We start from the raw sequence: 18977 nt of genomic DNA on the forward strand, positions 1-18977 counted from the left end.
CCGCCCATGAGTATCGCGGGTACCTGCACGGGTAAAGAGAGGCACTGCGGAATCCACGATATAAACAGAGAATTTCAAGGGCATTAGCCCTGCTTGCCAAGTGCCGACCTGGTAAAGCTTTCGATCAGCGCCTGATCTTTAACACCAGGGGCGCTCTCAACCCCGGAAGAGACATCAACCTGAGATGTACCCGTCATCCGGATCCCCTCGTTCACGGTTTCTGGCGTCAGCCCCCCTGCGAGCATCCATGGCCGTTGCCAATACTTGCGGCCTGCCAGCAGCCGCCAGTCAAACGCCAGCCCGTTTCCTCCGGGCAGATCTGCATTCTTGGGTGGTTTGGCATCAATCAGTAGTTGGTCAGCTACAGCAGAATAGATGTCAATTTGTGGGAGGTCCGCCTCGTCGGCAATGCCGATAGCCTTCATAACAGGCAATCCGTACCGAGCTTTGATTTCCGTAACACGCTCAGGGCTTTCGGATCCATGTAACTGCAACATATCTAGTGGTACTGCTGCGGTAATGGCGTCCAACTCACTGTTGCTTGCATTTACCGTCAACGCCACCTTGCACACCCCCATTGGAGCCAGCGCAGCCAATTCGGCTGCGTCTTCCAACGATACATGCCGTGGGGATTTAGCAAAGAACACAAAACCGACATAAGCCGCACCCGCCTTGGCTGCGGTTTCAATGTCGTCAGCTGTGCGCAAGCCGCAGATCTTAACCCGGATATCACTCATTGGATTAGCCTCAGCTGGCGTCGTCGAGAATGGCCAGAACTTCGTCTTTGCCTTCGTTCTTTTGCTTTTTCAGCTTGTTCACTTCCCGCGACAGCTTACGCACTTCGCGGGCTTGCCCACCAGCAGCACGTCGATGTTTGTGCTCACGAATCCATTCCCAGATGAATCCAATGATCAATCCGGAAGCTACCCCGCCCAGAACCACAACAAACAGGGGAAGTCCGATGGAGGGATTAAATCCCAACAACTCAGCAACTGCGTCAGGCATCAACTTTAGATCTACAATGGCACGATTGGCCAGACTCACCGAAATCAGAATGATCCCGAGAGCGCCCCAGAAGGCATAGCGAACATAACGCATCAATTTATTTTCCGTTCAAACGGTCCCGCAGCAACTTGCCGGTCTTAAAGAACGGGACATGCTTTTCATCAACTTGGACCGTTTCACCAGTACGAGGATTGCGTCCAACCCGCGAGTCGCGCTTTTTCACCGAAAAGGCACCAAACCCACGCAGTTCGACCCGATCACCACGCGACATGGCGCCAGTGACTTCCTCGAATACCGTATTAACGATCCGCTCAACGTCTCGTTGATACAGGTGCGGGTTTTCGTCTGCAATCTTCTGAATCAATTCCGAGCGGATCATAGTTTCGGCCCTCCCAAGCCAACGGCAAAAAGCTGTGTGATTTGAAACAACTATAGGAAATAAATCTAGAATCGGGAACAGAAACTGCGCACCCCCAGTATGAAAACGCACCACATTTGGCACTTTTCCGCTGACATCGAACCCAATTCGGGCAAGTCGTCTCTCATTTTCAGGTACTCGAACGATAGAGGCGGGCCTCAGCTAAGGCTGAAAACTGTTGATTCGGAACCCCAACTAATCACCCTACCAATGCCGCCTCGATTTCAATTACCCAACAATCACAAAAAAGGCCCCGCTATTACACGGGGCCTCTCTAATTTCGATACGCTAGCGAAGCGGAAGATTAGTCGCCAGACTTCAGTGCTGCGCCCAGGATGTCGCCCAGCGATGCGCCGGAATCCGAGGAGCCATACTGCGCCACTGCTTCTTTTTCTTCAGCAATTTCGCGAGCTTTGATCGACAGACCCAGACGACGTGTCTTGGAGTCGACGCTGGTGATGCGAACGTCGACTTTGTCGCCAACGTTGAAACGCTCAGGACGCTGCTCAGCACGGTCACGCGACAGATCGGAGCGACGGATAAAGGACTTCATACCTTCATACGCAACTTCAATGCCGCCTTCTTCGATCGCGGTGACTTCAACAGTCACGATTGAACCGCGCTTCACGCCGCCAACAGCTTCAGCGAACTTGTCGCCACCCAGGGCTTTGATCGAGAGCGAGATACGCTCCTTTTCAACGTCCACTTCGGAGACAACGGCCTGAACCATGTCGTTCTTGTGGTAGCTCTGGATCGCATCTTCGCCGCGCTCGTCCCATGACAGGTCGGACAGGTGAACCATGCCGTCGATGTCGCCTTCGAGACCAATGAACAGACCGAATTCGGTGATGTTCTTGACTTCGCCTTCGACTTCGGTGCCCTCGGGGTTGGCTTCTGCGAAGACTTCCCATGGGTTACGCTGTGTCTGCTTGAGACCCAGGGATACGCGACGCTTGGAGCTGTCGATATCCAGAACCATAACTTCCACTTCCTGGCTGGTCGAAACGATCTTGCCAGGGTGGATGTTTTTCTTGGTCCAGGACATTTCGGACACGTGAACCAGACCTTCAACACCTGGCTCCAGCTCAACAAATGCACCGTAGTCGGTGATGTTGGTGACGCGACCAGTGTGCACTGTTTCCAGTGGGAACTTCGCAGCAACCAGATCCCAAGGATCGTCCTGCAGCTGTTTCATGCCCAAGGAGATACGGTGAGTCTCTTTGTTGATCTTGATAACCTGGACCTTAACGGTCTCACCGATTGTCAGGATCTCGGATGGGTGGTTCACACGACGCCATGCCATGTCAGTGACGTGCAGCAGGCCGTCTACGCCGCCCAGGTCAACAAACGCACCGTATTCAGTGATGTTTTTCACAACACCATCAACAGCCTGGCCTTCGGTCAGGTTGGCGATAACTTCAGCGCGCTGTTCGGCACGCGACTCTTCGAGGATCGCACGACGCGATACAACGATGTTGCCACGGCGACGGTCCATTTTCAGAACCTGGAACGGCTGCTTCAGACCCATCAGTGGGCCAGCGTCGCGCACGGGGCGAACGTCAACCTGCGAACCGGGCAAGAACGCAACTGCGCCGCCGAGGTCGACAGTGAAGCCACCTTTGACGCGACCAAAGATTGCGCCTTCGACGCGCTCTTCGCTTGCGTATGCTTTTTCCAGACGATCCCAAGCTTCTTCACGGCGGGCCATCTCACGCGAGATAACAGCTTCGCCTTTGGCGTTTTCAGCGGAACGCAGGTAGACTTCTACCTCGTCGCCAACAGCCAGTTCAGCTTCTTCACCAGGATTAGCGAATTCTTTCAGATCAACGCGGCCTTCCATCTTGTAGCCGACGTCGATGATAGCTTGGCCAGCCTCGATTGAGATGACTTTGCCTTTTACAACGGAACCCTCATCAGGGGTGTCCATTTCGAAGCTTTCATTCAGAAGGGCTTCGAAGTCCTCCATAGATACGTTTTGAGCCATGAGGTCTCATGTTTCCTTTTACATTTGTTTTCTGGCCGTGCGGTTGTCTCCGCCGGTCTTGGGGTTTGGTCAGTATGGGCGCCGCGCAAACGGTATAAGCAAACAAACACAAAGGGCCGGAGGATACCCCAGCCCTGCTCATAATGCCGTGTGGACGTTAGCCGCCTCTATACTGACAGCGCGCGATATATTCGGATTCTCTTGTCGGTGCAAGTGGAACCGTTGTTTGCAACCGCGCATTTTACGGAAGATAATAGTCGAAACGGCCCTCGCTCGGCACATTTTCAGTCACCTCAGCACTCGCGAATACAGCTGCTTAAGCTCCCACCAGACCCCAACCGACATTGTCGTTCCTAGGATGACGGGCGACCAGAACAAGCTGGAACTTGGTGATAAAACAGCAATAGCCAAGAAACCGCAGTGACTAATTTCATGCGAACCGTTCAGAAAACACTAGAGCCTAGGGCATTCTTTGCGCTGATATCTCTTTCAATGCAACCTGCAGCGCCTGCTCGATGCTCAACTCGCTGGTGTCTATCGTCAGCGCATCCGCGGCTGGCTTCATCGGTGCCTCGGCCCGGTTCATATCGCGATCATCACGCGCCATAACATCGGCAAGAACGGTCTCCAGAGAGGTCACCTCGCCCTTACCAGTCAACTCCAGAAACCGCCGCTTCGCCCGCACTTCTGCGCTAGCGGTAACGTACAGCTTAACCTCGGCATTGGGGCAAATCACGGTACCAATATCGCGCCCATCCAACACCGCACCGCCAGCGCGGCGGGCAAAAGCGCGCTGAAAATCGACCAGTGCAGCGCGCACTTCGGCAATCACGGCTACTTTGGAGGCTGCTTGTGCCACCTCGGCCGTGCGCAGGTCGTCGCGGTCCAGGTCCTCGGCTTGCAGGGTTATAGCGGCCTCGATGGGCTCAACCCCAGCCAACACCCGCGCCCCAACTGCGCGATACAACAAACCAGTGTCCAAATGAGCAAAACCAAACTGAGCGGCTATCGCTTTGGAAATAGTGCCCTTGCCCGCAGCGGCAGGCCCGTCGATTGCAATAGTGAAGGTATCAGTCATTTGCTTGTCCAGCCTCGCCAACCCGACCGGATCAAGCCCGCCAGTACAGCGAACATAGCAACCGAGGTCAGGACAGATTTCATTACCGTCGAACGAGAGGCCGAAGCTATGGTCAGATCACTGGTATCGCCTGACAACAGCAGGGCCACCCGCATGTTTTCCAAGTAGTCCGATCCCATTGCGGCCAGTACCACAAAGACCAATAGCGTCAGCAGCCAGCCCTTGGCATAGAGATGCTGCAACGCGCCGATCAGCACAAAGCCAAGAAGCGCTGGATAGGCCATATCCAGCAGTCGTTGAGGACCGGTGTAGAGCGCCCGTCCTTCGGCCCCCAGTGCAGATAGAAAGGCGCGCGCCTCCTCAGCGCTATAGCCCATCGGGCGCAAATCAAACGGTGGCAGACCGCCTGCGGATTGCGTAATGCTCGGCAAAGTCCAGACGATCATGACAGCGTAAACACCAAGAGCCGCAGCAAAGACACCCCAGTATATCTGCCGACCTTGCATCAGCCGTGGCTCAACTTGGCGCCCAATGCACCCATCAGCGGTTCAAATATCGGAAACGACGTTGAAATCGGGCCGCCATCATCCACTGTGACCGGATTTTGGGCTGCCATGCCCAGCACCATAAAGGCCATTGCGATACGGTGATCCAGCTGGCTGGCGCATGTTGCCCCACCTGGCACACCTTCGGGGCCCAAACCTGTGACCTGCCACCAATCCTCGCCCTCGTCCACAGTCACGCCGCAGGCGCGCAGCCCTTTGGCCATGGCGTCGATGCGGTCGCTTTCCTTGACCCGCAGTTCTTTGACCCCGGCCATCATGGTCTTGCCAGTAGCATGGGCAGCCACAACCGACAGGACCGGGTATTCATCGATCATCGAGGCGGCCCGCGCAGGCGGCACCTCGATGCCCGTCATGTTAGGCGAGTACTTGGCGCGCAGGTCGGCAACAGGTTCGCCGCCTTCTTCGCGCTCATTCTCATATGTAAGATCAGCCCCCATGTCGCGCAGGGTAGTAAACAGACCGGCACGGGTCGGGTTCAGGCCAATACCGGGGACCAACACGTCCGAGCCTGGTGTAATAATTGCAGCGCAAACTGGGAACGCAGCACTGGACGGATCACGCGGCACTGCAATCACTTGTGGTTTCAACTCAGGCTGACCAGTCAAGGTGATCTCGCGGCCTTCGTCGGTGTTTTCAATAGTGATCTCTGCGCCAAACCCGGCCAGCATCCGTTCAGAGTGATCGCGCGTGGCTTCTTTTTCGATAACGACGGTCTTGCCCGGCGCGTTCAGGCCAGCAAGCAGCATTGCTGATTTCACCTGCGCTGAAGGCACCGGCACCACATAGCGCACCGGCACTGGATCAGCGGCCCCGACGATGGTCATGGGCAGGCGCCCACCCTTGCGGCCAACGGCTTGAGCGCCAAACAGTGCCAGCGGGTCAGTGACGCGGGCCATTGGACGGCCATTCAAACTGGCATCACCCGTAAAGGTCGCGGTGATCGGCTGTGTTGCCATTGCCCCCATGATCAGCCGCACACCGGTGCCGGAATTGCCACAATCGATCACATTGCCCGGCTCTGCAAAACCGCCAACACCAACGCCAAAGACCGACCACTCGCCGCCACCGTGGTTCACCACTTCGGCGCCAAAGGCCTGCATGGCCTTGGCTGTGTCCAGCACATCTTCGCCTTCCAACAACCCGGTAATCTTGGTTTCACCAATCGCCATCGCTCCCAAAATAAGGGAACGATGTGAAATCGACTTGTCGCCAGGCACCTCGGCCACGCCTTGCAACGGGCCGCAGCGGTGAGAGATCATCGGGGTTGGGGCGCCGTGTGCAGACATTCGTGCGACTTCCTTATGTGAGCGTTAGCAATTTCCTACTCAATCACCCCAGCCCGGTCCAGAGCGATTTATCTTCACTGCCCCCATCCAGCCAGACTTCTGGGTTGGTTTGTGCAATTTGCTTGAACAATTCCTCACCCAAAGTATTGCGCAGCCGAATGCTGACGGCACGTTCACTCAATTCCTCCTGCCGGGTCATATAGAAGTCCGAGCCAAACAAAACTCTGGAGCGCAACCGCCGGCTTGCGACATCATCGCCTTTCAGCAACATGCGCAGGATCGGTGCAAAAGCCTCGAAATGGAACATGGTGTAGGAAATGTCGGTCCAAAGGTTGGGGAATTCACCGCCCCCAATCATCTCGCGGATCTGTTCCATCCAGTTTTCTTTGCCACGGGTGTCTTTCGCATTGGAATAGGCCGTCCAGTCAACCTGCCCCCCAAAATGGGCAAAGCACAGGCGCATTTGAGGGAACTTTCGTAACACCGGCAGGTACGCATGTGGTCGGGTGTATCCATCACCTTTGTAATCACACACATAACGCCCCTGTACCCCGCCACGAGAACAATGGGTCATCACTGGCAATCCCAGTTCAATCACGCGTGGATAGATTTGCTGCATCAGCAAAGGGTTATCAGGTGCAAAGCCAAGCCTTGGGTAGATCTTCAGCCCTTTGAACTCCAGTTCATTGAGGGCGCGCAAGCATTCCGCAACACTTACAGGGTCGCGCGGATCAACCGTTGCAAATGGCACGACACTGCCAGCAGGCTCTGCCGCATCCCTAAGCTGGGCCAGTTCATCATGCTGGTCTTTCAACCCCACAGGTACCGGACCACGTTCAATTTTGGACATATCCATTGGCAGCACCACAAACCGTGTACCGCGAGGATAGTGCCGGACCACATCAGCAAGAATATGCGCCTGCGAGGGCTGCGAGCCCTGCAATAGAAACTGATGCAGGCGTACCACTTGTTCCGAGATGTGTTCTTGCCCGATTGTCCGCAGAAACTTGGCCAACCCTAAAACGAGCCCCGGTTCACTGCGCAAAAACCGTATCGCAGGAAACGGAAAGCTCCGCGGTATATGCTGTGCTGTAAAGGTATGAATATGGCAATTTGTGATACGAATATCCGACATGAAATAGCTCCCTAAAATATCAGGCGAGCATGACATGCCGGATCACTGAATCAAAGCCGTTTGAACGTCAGGTAATGTGGTGTCCGGCCTTCGCGCAGGGCTTTCTGCTCGTATCGGGTGGACAGCCAATCATCCCATGAATCCCTCCAGTCCGTAGGCCCTTCTGCCAGCCACTCGAATCCTGCTTTGGGCACTTCTTCAAGCGTTTGGCGCACATAATCAGGGATGTCGGTGGCAACCCGAAAGATGGCTCCGGGTTTCAACACCTGCGCCAGCGGCTCAAGATGTTCCTGCGTCACAAAACGGCGGCGGTGATGGCGGCTTTTGGGCCAAGGATCTGGATAGAGCAGAAAGGCGCGTGAAATCGACGCCTCGGGTAAAACATCCATCAGATCCCGCGCATCACCGGGGTGCACTGCAATGTTCTCGCATTTGGCCTGACGAATTTTGCCCAACAACGTGGCAACACCGTTGATATACGGCTCGGCGCCAATGATCCCGACATCCGGATTGGCCGCAGCCTGATGAACCAGATGTTCGCCGCCGCCAAACCCAACTTCAAGCCAAACGTCCCGACCACCGAACAGCGCCTGCAGATCCAGATTATCTCGGTTGGGGTTCTCGTCCCAACCCACCGCACCGGGACTGAGCAGCGCAAGATCCTCGTCCAGATAGACCTTCTGGTTGGGCTTCAGTGTTTTGCCCTTAAACCGGCCATAAAAATTGCGCCATGGCGCTCCACTCGCGTGGGCGTCGCCCTTAGGTTTGTCACTGGAGGTCTGATCGTCGGACATCTGCGGTTTCCTGTTTGGCGCTATGGCAATACTAGCAGCTCCTGTGCCGCAACCATCCGGCTGGGTCAAGTCACCCGGCGATGGTCAGTTTGCCATCGGGCTTTCGCGCAGCACCCCAGCCGCAATCATTTTCAATCGCGACGGATACCATTCGCCGCCAGACTCAACCCGCAGAGTTTCGATCGCAAAGCCGGGGTCGACCCCCCGTTCCACCAGATAGGCAAGATGTTCATAAATCTCAGACTGAGTATCCGCGTAAATCCAGCTGCCAAAGTCGAAAGGCGAGTCCCAGGCTTCGTCTTCCTTCCAGCTGTCGTAGTATTTCTTGACCGAATTAGAGGACCAACTCCGTTGGTGAAATCCTATTTTTGACCCCAACATCATCCGACGCCGATCTCCCGCAAGGAAGACATCAATACAGGCGCTTACACATTCACCAGCCACAACCGTGTCGAGACCGAAATCGATAACGATCCAGGCCATTTCCTCGCCAGCGTAAACACTGCCACCACTGCTGTTCAGGCGTAGTTCGGTGACATCGGGATGGCTGCTCAACACGGTCCGCAGCGCCTCGATGTCGTCGTTGGTCATCTCGGCATTACTGCCTTTGATTTCGGTTTCGGTATCATAAATCAGCACATGCCCGTCGATGGTAAATTTCTCCGGCAACGTGTCCTTGGCCCAGAGGGACAAAGGGCTTGCAATCAAAAAACAGACCAGCAGGGTTCGAAACATAGAAGGATCCAATCGTAAGCTAAGTAACGATTTTAATTATGCCTATGTTCGTGCCTTCAACCAAGCGTCAATTGCAACCTGCCTTGTTGGCCGGATTTTGCCTGGTTCACGGCAGAGAAAAAGGCAGGCACGCGGCCCGCCTTTTCAGTGTCATCAGATCTATTATCAAACCGCTTTTTTCAGCGCCTCAACCAGATCAGTCTTTTCCCAGCTAAAGCCGCCGTCGGCCTCTGGCGCGCGACCAAAGTGACCATAGGCAGCTGTCCGCTGATAGATTGGCTTGTTCAGTCCCAGATGCTTTCGAATCCCGCGCGGCGTCAGGTCCATGACCTGGTCGATTGCCTTTTCGATGGCTGCGGCATCAACATCACCTGAACCATGAGTATCGGCGTAAATCGACAGTGGTTTAGATACGCCAATCGCATATGACAGCTGGATGGTGCAGCGTTCGGCCATACCCGCTGCCACCACGTTTTTAGCCAGATAGCGCGCTACATAGGCCGCTGAACGGTCAACCTTAGTCGGATCTTTGCCCGAGAATGCACCGCCACCATGCGGCGCAGCACCACCGTAGGTATCAACGATAATCTTTCGTCCTGTCAGCCCAGCGTCGCCGTCAGGTCCACCGATGACAAACTTTCCGGTTGGGTTGACGTGCCATTGGGTAGCATCAGTCAGCCAGCCTTCGGGCAGAACTTCGGTGATGTAGGGGGCGACCAGTGCACGAATGTCACCCGAAGTCAGCGTTTCGTCCAGGTGCTGTGTTGACAGCACGACCGAGCTAACACCGACAGGCTTGCCGTTTTCATAAACGACAGAAAGCTGCGACTTTGCGTCCGGGCCCAAAGCCGGCTCGGTGCCGTTTTTGCGAACTTCGGCCAGACGACGCAAAATCGCATGCGAATACTGGATCGGAGCAGGCATCAACTGCGGCGTTTCAGTTGTGGCATAACCAAACATAATGCCCTGATCGCCAGCGCCTTCGTCTTTGTCGCCCGCGGCATCAACACCCTGCGCAATATGCGCGGACTGTTCATGCAGCAAGTTGGTTACTTCCACTGTTTCGTGGTGAAATTTTTCCTGCTCATAGCCAATATCTTTGATACACGCGCGGGTGATATCTTCGATACGATCCATATAGTCGTGTAGTTTCTCCTGATCGGACAGTCCGACTTCGCCGCCGATCACCACCCTATTGGTGGTTGCAAAGGTTTCAGCTGCAACACGGGCCTCAGGCTCTTCTGCTAAGAAAGCGTCCAAAACGGCATCCGAAATGCGGTCGCAAACCTTGTCAGGATGCCCCTCGGAAACGGATTCCGAGGTGAAAGTAAAGTTCTTACGGGTCATGAAAATGCTCCATTGGGTTTCGCCTACCACGTCAGGAAGCCGTTGTGGTGGGTATTGGGCGGAAATACGCGGCTTTTACGCGAGGGTCAATCTATAAGCAGCAACGGTTAATTAGCTATGTGCAAGTTGCGTTAGACCGGTGCCTCCACACCACTATGCCAGCTAGCAACAGCAGAAGCAAAAACACAGGCAAATCGCCAACACGGCTGTACAGCGTCGGGGGTAGCGGCTGTGGCAGGACAGCATCAACGAAACCCGCTTCTCCCAGCGGTAGGCTTTCGCGTATCCGACCGTGGCCGTCGATCATTGCCGAGACTCCAGTGTTTGCCGCACGGATCATCGGCAAACCCTGTTCTGCTGCGCGCATCTGAGCCTGCACCAGGTGCTGATAGGGACCGGAATAGATGCCAAACCAAGCATCGTTGGTGATCTGAACCAACATATCGGGCCGCTCGGGCGCCTTGTTCACAAGCTGGGGAAACACTGCCTCATAGCAGATAAGTGGCAGAGCCTTACCAATTGCCAGGTCCAATATCTGAGCGCCCTGCCCCGAAGTATAGCCTGAACCGGCCTGCGAGGCAAAACCAGCAATGCCAAAACGTGCGAAAAAATCACCAAAGGGTACATATTCTCCAAAGGGCACCAGATGGGTTTTGTCATAGATCTGGTTCGTCGAACCTTGTTCATCCAGCACCAGCAACGAGTTGAAATACCGTAGCCCCTCAGAGCGTTGAATTCCTGTAATTACCGGCACTCCATCTGCGGCATTCGCAATCGCCGCCAGAGTTTCGTCAGCATAATTCAATAATTGCGGCACAGCGGTTTCCGGCCAAACGACCAGATCCGGACGCGGTGTAGCAGAGGTATACCCCAATTGCCGACGTACAAATCCCCAGCGATAATCCGGGTGCCATTTTTGGTCCTGAGGGGCATTTGGCTGCACCAAGCGCACCACATTCTGTGTCAAAAGCGGCTCAGCTGGCGACGGCAATAAAACCATTGCGAAAAGTGCCAGTAGCGGTGGAATACCAGCCAAAACCGGGCGGCGAGGAAGCAAACCAAGCGGCAGCACAGCTGCCAATGTCAAAAAAGCCAGCCCGTGCGGCCCAATCCAAGGCAATAAAACGGCAGCGGGACTATCGATCCAAAACTGACCAAAAGCTGCCCAGGGCAAGCCGCTGAAAAGATACGCCCGACCAAACTCGGCCAGCGACCATGACACAATTAGCGCCAGCACGCGCAAACTGCTGTGGAAAGCCCGTGCTGCTACTCCAAAGGCTACAGCCCAGAATAGCGCTAGTCCCCCTGCTAAGAAGAACAACGCAAACGGCGCCATCCAGGCGTGCCGGTCCGGATCAACTTGAAACGGTTCGACAATCCAGGACAGCCCAAATCCAAAATATCCAAGCCCAAACAGCCAGCCAATCCATGCTCCGCTGCGAACTGAAGTGGCCCTAAGAAATTGTAGCGACACCAGCCCCAAAGCGAAGGGCACGGCCCACAAATACTGCAGAGGCGCTAATGCCAGCGCCAGTACAATACCAAGCCCGAGACTCAGGAGAGTTGTAGCGGACCGAATTAGGATCGGTCCGTTCGCCAGCCGCTGAACTGCAATCACCCTGTTTTGTCCGGCAGTCGCACCCGAAGCCGCTTAATTCGGCGTGGGTCTGCATCCATCACCTCAAATTCCGGCCCATCCGGGTGCAGCACAACTTCGCCACGGGCAGGCACACGGCCGGACAACATGAACACCAAGCCACCCAGTGAGTCGATTTCTTCTTCATCTACGTCCTCGTGACTGGTCAGTGAACGGCCAATTTCAGCCTCGAATTCATCCAGCGGCGTGCGCGCCTGAGCAATGTAGCAACCCGGCTTTTCCTTGAACCATGTCTGATCTTCACCGGTATCATGTTCATCTTCGATCTCACCCACCACCTGTTCGATCAAATCTTCGATGGTCAGAAGCCCGTCCACACCACCATACTCATCGATCACCAGAGCCATATGGCGGCGTTCGGTCTGCATCTTGGACAACAAGACCCCGATGGGCATAGACGGTGGCACAAACAGCAGCGGTCGTAACATCAACTTGAGATCAAAATCACGGTCATCGCTGCTAAACCCATGGGTCAGCGCAAGGTCCTTGAGATGAGCAAACCCCAGCGGCGTATCCAGCGTACCCTCATAGACCGGTATCCGGGTCAATCCACTGTCGCGGAACATCTGCACCAACTCTTCCATCGGAATGGTGATTGGGACGGCCATAATTTCAGCCGTGGGAATTGCCACGTCTTCGACCCGCATCCGGGAGAGATTGATTATGCCATGGGGTTGAGCCAGCGAGACCTGCTGCACAACGTGACCGTTGGCTTTAGGCTCTTCGTTGGAAGTTGTCTGTGTCCAAGACCCGAATATTCGACCGAGAAACCCGGTATCTTGTACAGGTTCCGCCCTGGTATCGTTCGGCTGCGCGCGTTGCGCCGCGTTAGAACTGCCGTCTATATCGCCCATTTTTCCTATCCGTTAGGTCCCGTTCAGGGACTGTCATTTTCTGTATATGGGTTATCCACACCCAATTTGCCAAGTATCTCGACCTCTATGGCCTCCATCAGAGTGGCATCTGGGTCACGAATGTGATCATAACCCAATAGATGTAAGACCCCGTGAACGACCAAATGAGACACGTGATCCTCCATTGGCTTACCTGCATCTGCAGCTTCGCGAGCGCAGGTGTCATATGAAATTGCGACATCCCCGAGAGGGATCTCACCGGTAAAATCAGGCTCAGGCTTATCGGGTTTTCCACCCGCCAGTTCCGGCGCAAGGTCTTCAGCTGGCCAGCTGAGCACGTTGGTTGCCGTGGGTTTATCACGAAATTCGCCATTCAACTCTGAGATACGCGCATCGTCACACCCCAGAAGGGAGAGTTCGCAGATGTCTGAATCGATCCCGAGATGAATTAATGTGGTGGCAATGACCTTGGCAGCCAGAACGTTAAAGCCATCCTGCTGCCAGCGGTCGTCTTCTATACTGATTTCAAGGATCATGGTTCGCTTGCATAGGTTGGGGGCCAGCCCCCAAACCCCCGGGATATTTCTGGCTAGATGAACAGGGGAAGGGTTCAGGCTTTGTCATCAGCCTCATAGGCTTCGATGATGGCGGCGACAAGTGGGTGGCGCACGACATCCCGCGAGGTGAAATAATTGAAGCTGACTTTTGGGATCACTTTCAACAGGCGCTCGGCATCCTGCAGGCCAGAGGGCACGTTTCGTGGCAGGTCGATCTGGGTGCGGTCGCCGGTAATCACCATACGTGATCCTTCACCAAGCCTGGTGAGGAACATTTTCATCTGCATGGTGGTGGCGTTTTGTGCCTCATCCAGAACAACATAAGCATTTGAAAGGGTTCTCCCGCGCATAAATGCCAGTGGTGCGATTTCAATCCGCTTTTCTTCCAACAGTTTGGCCAATTGCTTACTGGGGAGGAAATCGTTCAGCGCATCGTAGAGCGGCTGCATGTATGGGTCGACTTTGTCTTTCATGTCGCCGGGCAAATAGCCCAGCTTTTCGCCGGCCTCGACCGCTGGGCGCGATAGAATAATTTTGTCCACATGCCCGGTAATGAACATGGAGACACCCACAGCAACAGCCAGATAGGTTTTACCAGTACCGGCAGGGCCGATACCAAAGGCCAGTTCATGAGCAAACAGCGACTGGACATAAGCCTTTTGTGCGTCTGTGCGGGGTTCGACCAGTTTTTTGCGGGTCTTGATCTCGACGTTTCCGCCTTTGAACATTTCCAACTGATCACCGGGAGATTTTTCCTGACTGGGCGCCATCCGCAATTCGCGATCTACATCGCCGTGTTCAACCACCCGGCCGCCTTCCAACCGCTGATACAACGCCTGTAAAATCTCTGCCGCACGTTCCTTGGCATCCGCAGGTCCAATGAGTCGTAACTGATTGCCACGACGGACAATCTGTATCTCTAGCTTTTTTTCGATATCAGCCAAGTTGCGATCATATTCACCGCACAGATCTATCAGCAGGCGATTGTCGGGAAATTCCAGCAGTACATCCAGATCTGAGGGTTGGTCTTCTGTTGGGTTCAGGATGCCAAGGGCCAAACTGATCTCCTGTTTTGGGCGTTACCTTTATACTGTGACTCTGCGTGAGCCGGGGTGCAAGCACCAGCGCGGTATTTTTACACAATTGAGACAAAAACGGCCGCCTATAGGGGCGGCCGCTTAAAGATCAATGCCAAACAAGACTACAGCGCGTCAGGGAAAGAAGATCCGCTTTTATATGGGCCAGTAGCGGTATTACGTGGCAACTCACTGTTACAGACGGGTTTGCCATCAGGCGTGCGGCGCAGATCGGCGTAGCCTTCAAGGCCATCGTCGATCAACCAGTGTTCACAGCCTTGGGGATCAACCCAGATCCCAGCCTGCATCCGAGACAGATCGCCAGAACTGGCATCACCAAAATGCTGGTCAACAGTTTTATTGCCTGTCTCAGAACAAGCGGACAACATAGCTACAGCAGCGACAAGCGCAGCGGCTTTGGACATTTGCATGAGTTCTCTCCCTCAGCGCAGGCAATAAATTTCAACACGGCGGTTCTTCGCCATGTTAGCGGCACTGGTGTTCGGCACGGCAGGATCGCGTTCACCATAGGCACGGACGTCGGCGATACGCGCTCCGACTGAGCTACCAACCCGCGCAACTGCATTTGCACGCCGTTCAGACAGGCGGATGTTATACTCGTCGGATGCCCGACTATCGGTATGGCCGACAATGACGAAGGTACGCGCATTGGCTGTCTTAAAGAACTCTTGCAGACGTTGCTTGCCGGCAGCATTAATTGAATGCCGGTCAGTCGCAAAGAACTGATCGGTGGGCATAACGCCGCAAATGTTACCACGGCGGCACACAGGTTTGCCATCTGGCGTCACATGGGGCGACATGAAGCCTTCGGCACCGTCATCCATCACCCAGTGCTCACAACCATCCGGGTCAACCCAGATCGTTGGCACATAGCGTTCCCCTACAACAGTTCGTGTTTGTTGCGCCTGCACCGGCGCGGTCAACAGCCCCAGGGTGGTCGCGACAGCGGCCAGCGTGGCAAGTGCACCCTTCGCTTTGAAATTCAACACAACGAGATATCCTTCACCTAAGTTCCCCCACAACGCCGCAAAGCCCCACAACGCGACGCGCACAATAAATATATTCTACCCAACTTTTAGACATTTAACCTGCGTATTCATATGCTTTACAAATTAAATTATGCCAGATCCCTGAACACTCAAGCGTTTTTGGGCGGATTGTGTTCAATTTAACTCCTTAATCCAGCATTACCTCTTAAAGGAGGGCCGCCCATCAATTGATTTCTCATAGGCGAGTCTCTCAACGGATAAGCTCACCCGCCAGCGAATTGGTTGAAGAGGCCATGATGCGCACCCGTGCCAGATCGCCAACCTCTCTATTGCAGTCAGACACATGAACCGAATGCAGGTAGTCTGATTTGCCAACCATCTGCCCCGACAAACGGCCAGGCTTCTCGAGCAAGACACCGACTTCGCGCCCAACCATGCTTTCTTGGATCTCACGCTGCTGTCGACTCAACAAGGCTTGCAAGCGCTGCAACCGTTCGGAAGCTTCTGCATCATCGACCTGAGGCCTTTCTGCAGCGGGCGTCCCCGGCCGGGTAGAGTATTTAAAGGAGTAGGCAGTGCCGTATTTAACCTCTGCGATCAAATCCAATGTCGCCTGGAAATCCGCCTCGGTCTCTTCTGGGAAGCCAACGATGAAATCACCGGACAACAAGATATCCGGCCGCGCGGCTCTGATTTTTTCCACCACACGCAGGTAACTCTCGGCTGTATGACTGCGGTTCATCCGTTTGAGGATCTTGTCAGATCCCGACTGCACCGGCAGATGCAGATAGGGCATCAGTTTGGTACATGTGCCATGCGCCTCGATCAGGTCGTCCATCATGTCGTTGGGGTGCGAGGTGGTAAAGCGGATCCGCTCCAACCCGTCGACCTTATCCAACTGCCAGATCAACTGCGCCAGTGTCAGGTCTCCGTTTTCACCGGCGCCGTGATAGGCATTGACGTTTTGCCCCAACAGGGTGATCTCGCGCACGCCCCGCTCAACCAGATCACGCGCCTCTGTCAAAATACGATCTGCCGGGCGCGAAACTTCGGCACCACGGGTATACGGCACCACGCAGAAAGCACAGAACTTGTCACATCCTTCCTGAACGGTCAGAAAAGCGGTCGGGCCACGCTTGGCCTTTGGGCGGCTTTTTAGCTTTTCGAATTTGTCTTCTTCCGGAAAATCTGTGTCGAGCGCCTTTTCTCCCTGCCGGATCTTAGTCTCCATTTCCGGCAGCCGGTGATAGCTTTGCGGACCAACCACCAGATCCACCATTGGCTGGCGGCGCATGATCTCCTGACCTTCGGCCTGTGCCACACAGCCAGCAACACCAATTTTCAAATCGGGCTTGGCCGCCTTCAATCCCTTAAAACGGCCTAATTCAGAATAGATTTTTTCGGCCGCTTTTTCGCGAATGTGGCAGGTATTCAGCAGGATCATATCCGCATCATCGGCGGTTTTGGCTTCCACATACCCCTTCTCGCCCAGCGCTTCGGCCATGCGCTCGCTGTCATAGACATTCATCTGACAGCCATAAGTCTTGATAAACAGCTTCTTCGGGGCGCTCATTAGGTCAGCCTTTCAGCACGGGAGGGAAGTAGCCGCCTGCCATAAGGGCAAAAGCGACTGCTTGCAATGCCGGCGCAATTAACCGATTTTGACACAAAACGCCAGTACGGCAGGGACAAGCAGGCATGATGTACACTTCGCTGGATGATTTTATTGACCAAAGCAAAGACCTGCTGGTCAAAGGGCCGGTGGCTCTGATCTTCGTAGAAGATGAAGTCGAAATTGCCACCACCCTGCGCCACCATCTACAAACGGGCTTCAACACTGTACTCGCGCTGATGCCGGATGCTTTCGATCTGCCCAAAGACATCATGTCCAAGGTACACCGCATACCCTATGATGCAACTCGGCCACAGGCGGTGTTTAACGCAGTTAACAAAGTCATCTCCGCAGCAGAGCCCGGGTGCTGGCTCTACTACTGCTACAACGCCGAATACCTGTTCTACCCATTCTGCGAGACACGCAGCATAGCCGAAATGCTTAGTTTTCACACCGAAGAACGTCGTGAGGCAATGTTGACCTATGTGATCGACCTCTACGCTGGGGATCTGCAGGCCACGCCCAGCGCAGTCTCACTGGAACAGGCCTATCTGGATAAGTCCGGCTATTACGCCCAGGCGCGGCCAGACCCGGAGACGGGTCACCCCCGTGACCGGCAGCTTGATTTTTTTGGGGGGGTGCGCTGGCGTTACGAAGAACATATCCCTCAGAGCAGCCGCAAGATCGACCGAATTTCACTCTTTCGCGCCAAAGCGAACCTGAATCTTTTGCCTGATCACCGCTTTGACGATCAGGAATACAATACCTACGCCTGCCCCTGGCATCACAACCTGACGGCTGCAGTCTGCTCCTTCAGAACGGCCAAAGCACTAAAGCGAAACCCAGGATCTTCGTTTGATATCGACAGTTTCCGCTGGCACAACTCGACCCCGTTTGAATGGCACTCGCGTCAGTTGCTGGATTTGGGATTGATGGAACCGGGCCAGTGGTTCTAAAACGCCACTACTACTCAGATCCGGTCTTCATCTAGCCCTAAATATCCCGGGGGAGCCGCCCAAAGGGTGGCGGGGCAGCGCCCCCATTTTTGTTCAACGCTGCAGTAACATCGGAAACCAATCTTGGCGCAGCCGTTGACCTGGTACCATCTCATGCCCCGGATAAGGCGGCGATGTGGGGCCCGGGCGCTCAACATAGCGTGCATCATCCCCCACTAAGCGCAGCGAAAACGCGCGACGGCGGGATTTGCTCGTATTGCCACGCGCCCCGTGCAGAGTTTTAAAATTAAACGCGACCGCATCACCGGGCTGCATTGGGTATTCAAGCACCGTCATGCCCTCGGCATCAGGATCCGGGACAGGCATGTACTGCCCATCATCGGCAAAGAAATCCTGCTCTGACACCCAACGCGTTGGCAACACCTCTTTTTCCCACCTATGTGACCCGGCAACACAGCGCAGCGCCGCATTGGTCACCTCGTCGAGCGGCGACCAGAAGCTAATGGTCTGTTGTCCTTCGACGAAATAATACGGCCCATCCTGATGCCAGGGCGTCGCCATAGAGGTCCCCGGCTCTTTGACCAACACATGATCATGGAACATCTGTACGGACTTGGATCCCATCAGATCTGCAGCGACCTCAGCCACCGGTGAGGTTTCTATTGCGTCTTTGAACTCACTTATCCGGGTCCAATTGCAATAGTCGTCAAAGAACCTGCCGCTTTCGCCCGCCTTGTCGTTGTTCGACGCATAGGGACCAGGATCTTCCATGTTAACCGCCACGCCAGCGCGGAGCTGCTCCACCTGATTGGCAAACAGCCCACGGATCAACACGACCCCGTCACGTTGATACTGGTCGATGTGGTCCTGAGTGATGAGAGGGTGAACCATGGTGGGCTCCTTTAAC

Annotated in this window: 20 protein-coding genes and 1 riboswitch; of the genes, 1 reads left to right on the forward strand and 19 read right to left on the reverse strand. The window is 54.8% G+C overall.

What is annotated here, in order from left to right:
• Positions 1-83: 83 nt before the first annotated feature.
• The 18 genes from GO984_RS03850 to miaB all read right to left on the reverse strand — a co-directional run bounded on the left by GO984_RS03850 (position 84) and on the right by miaB (position 17075).
• A complete protein-coding gene (locus GO984_RS03850; protein WP_157021267.1) occupies positions 84-737 on the reverse strand; it encodes a phosphoribosylanthranilate isomerase in 654 nt (217 codons plus the stop codon).
• A gap of 10 nt (positions 738-747) precedes the next feature.
• The gene (locus GO984_RS03855; RefSeq protein WP_138161550.1) at positions 748-1098 is read right to left on the reverse strand and encodes a LapA family protein; all 351 of its coding nucleotides are present in this window, start codon (positions 1096-1098) and stop codon (positions 748-750) included.
• Between the two features lie 4 nt (positions 1099-1102).
• Positions 1103-1384, reverse strand: a complete 282-nt coding sequence (ihfB, locus tag GO984_RS03860; protein ID WP_127749944.1) for an integration host factor subunit beta — start codon at positions 1382-1384, stop codon at positions 1103-1105.
• A gap of 343 nt (positions 1385-1727) precedes the next feature.
• A complete protein-coding gene (rpsA, locus tag GO984_RS03865; protein ID WP_171021592.1) occupies positions 1728-3407 on the reverse strand; it encodes a 30S ribosomal protein S1 in 1680 nt (559 codons plus the stop codon).
• A gap of 460 nt (positions 3408-3867) precedes the next feature.
• Positions 3868-4485, reverse strand: a complete 618-nt coding sequence (gene cmk / locus GO984_RS03870) for a (d)CMP kinase (protein ID WP_157021268.1) — start codon at positions 4483-4485, stop codon at positions 3868-3870.
• Positions 4482-4991 carry a hypothetical protein gene (locus GO984_RS03875; protein WP_157021269.1) on the reverse strand — a complete coding sequence of 170 codons (510 nt, stop codon included), beginning with the start codon at positions 4989-4991 and terminating at the stop codon, positions 4482-4484. The genes cmk and GO984_RS03875 overlap by 4 nt, the downstream gene beginning before the upstream one ends.
• Complete coding sequence (gene aroA, locus GO984_RS03880) at positions 4991-6337, reverse strand: 3-phosphoshikimate 1-carboxyvinyltransferase (protein ID WP_157021270.1); 1347 nt, start codon at positions 6335-6337, stop codon at positions 4991-4993. The genes GO984_RS03875 and aroA overlap by 1 nt, the downstream gene beginning before the upstream one ends.
• 43 nt (positions 6338-6380) lie before the next feature.
• Positions 6381-7472 carry an amidohydrolase family protein gene (locus GO984_RS03885; RefSeq protein ID WP_167740214.1) on the reverse strand — a complete coding sequence of 364 codons (1092 nt, stop codon included), beginning with the start codon at positions 7470-7472 and terminating at the stop codon, positions 6381-6383.
• 50 nt (positions 7473-7522) lie between these two features.
• Entirely contained in the window at positions 7523-8266 is a 744-nt protein-coding gene (gene trmB, locus GO984_RS03890) for a tRNA (guanine(46)-N(7))-methyltransferase TrmB (protein WP_157021272.1), read from the reverse strand.
• Positions 8267-8350: 84 nt separating this feature from the next.
• Complete coding sequence (locus tag GO984_RS03895; RefSeq protein WP_245231001.1) at positions 8351-9001, reverse strand: COG3904 family protein; 651 nt, start codon at positions 8999-9001, stop codon at positions 8351-8353.
• Between the two features lie 165 nt (positions 9002-9166).
• Positions 9167-10348 carry a methionine adenosyltransferase gene (gene metK / locus GO984_RS03900; RefSeq protein WP_157021273.1) on the reverse strand — a complete coding sequence of 394 codons (1182 nt, stop codon included), beginning with the start codon at positions 10346-10348 and terminating at the stop codon, positions 9167-9169.
• Positions 10349-10353: 5 nt separating this feature from the next.
• Positions 10354-10402: riboswitch (SAM-SAH riboswitch) on the reverse strand.
• 61 nt (positions 10403-10463) lie between these two features.
• Positions 10464-11963, reverse strand: a complete 1500-nt coding sequence (lnt, locus tag GO984_RS03905) for an apolipoprotein N-acyltransferase (RefSeq protein WP_167740251.1) — start codon at positions 11961-11963, stop codon at positions 10464-10466.
• Positions 11963-12859 carry a hemolysin family protein gene (locus GO984_RS03910; RefSeq protein ID WP_157021274.1) on the reverse strand — a complete coding sequence of 299 codons (897 nt, stop codon included), beginning with the start codon at positions 12857-12859 and terminating at the stop codon, positions 11963-11965. Before GO984_RS03910 ends, lnt begins: the two co-directional genes overlap by 1 nt.
• A 23-nt stretch (positions 12860-12882) precedes the next feature.
• Complete coding sequence (ybeY, locus tag GO984_RS03915) at positions 12883-13395, reverse strand: rRNA maturation RNase YbeY (RefSeq protein ID WP_157021275.1); 513 nt, start codon at positions 13393-13395, stop codon at positions 12883-12885.
• Positions 13396-13469: 74 nt separating this feature from the next.
• Positions 13470-14474, reverse strand: a complete 1005-nt coding sequence (locus GO984_RS03920; protein ID WP_157021276.1) for a PhoH family protein — start codon at positions 14472-14474, stop codon at positions 13470-13472.
• Positions 14475-14617: 143 nt separating this feature from the next.
• The gene (locus tag GO984_RS03925) at positions 14618-14923 is read right to left on the reverse strand and encodes a hypothetical protein (RefSeq protein ID WP_157021277.1); all 306 of its coding nucleotides are present in this window, start codon (positions 14921-14923) and stop codon (positions 14618-14620) included.
• 12 nt (positions 14924-14935) lie between these two features.
• The gene (locus GO984_RS03930) at positions 14936-15499 is read right to left on the reverse strand and encodes an OmpA family protein (RefSeq protein ID WP_209279382.1); all 564 of its coding nucleotides are present in this window, start codon (positions 15497-15499) and stop codon (positions 14936-14938) included.
• Between the two features lie 253 nt (positions 15500-15752).
• Complete coding sequence (gene miaB / locus GO984_RS03935; protein WP_157021278.1) at positions 15753-17075, reverse strand: tRNA (N6-isopentenyl adenosine(37)-C2)-methylthiotransferase MiaB; 1323 nt, start codon at positions 17073-17075, stop codon at positions 15753-15755.
• 125 nt (positions 17076-17200) lie between these two features.
• Between miaB and GO984_RS03940 the strand changes: the two genes are divergently transcribed.
• Entirely contained in the window at positions 17201-18070 is an 870-nt protein-coding gene (locus GO984_RS03940) for a glycosyltransferase family 2 protein (RefSeq protein ID WP_157021279.1), read from the forward strand.
• Positions 18071-18163: 93 nt separating this feature from the next.
• Here the strand turns inward: GO984_RS03940 and GO984_RS03945 are convergent, their stop codons facing one another.
• On the reverse strand, positions 18164-18961 hold the full coding sequence (locus tag GO984_RS03945; RefSeq protein ID WP_157021280.1) for a phytanoyl-CoA dioxygenase family protein: 798 nt from the start codon (positions 18959-18961) through the stop codon (positions 18164-18166).
• Positions 18962-18977: the final 16 nt, after the last annotated feature.

Origin of the sequence: Parasedimentitalea huanghaiensis (assembly GCF_009753675.1) — a bacterium.
GTDB lineage: Bacteria > Pseudomonadota > Alphaproteobacteria > Rhodobacterales > Rhodobacteraceae > Parasedimentitalea > Parasedimentitalea huanghaiensis.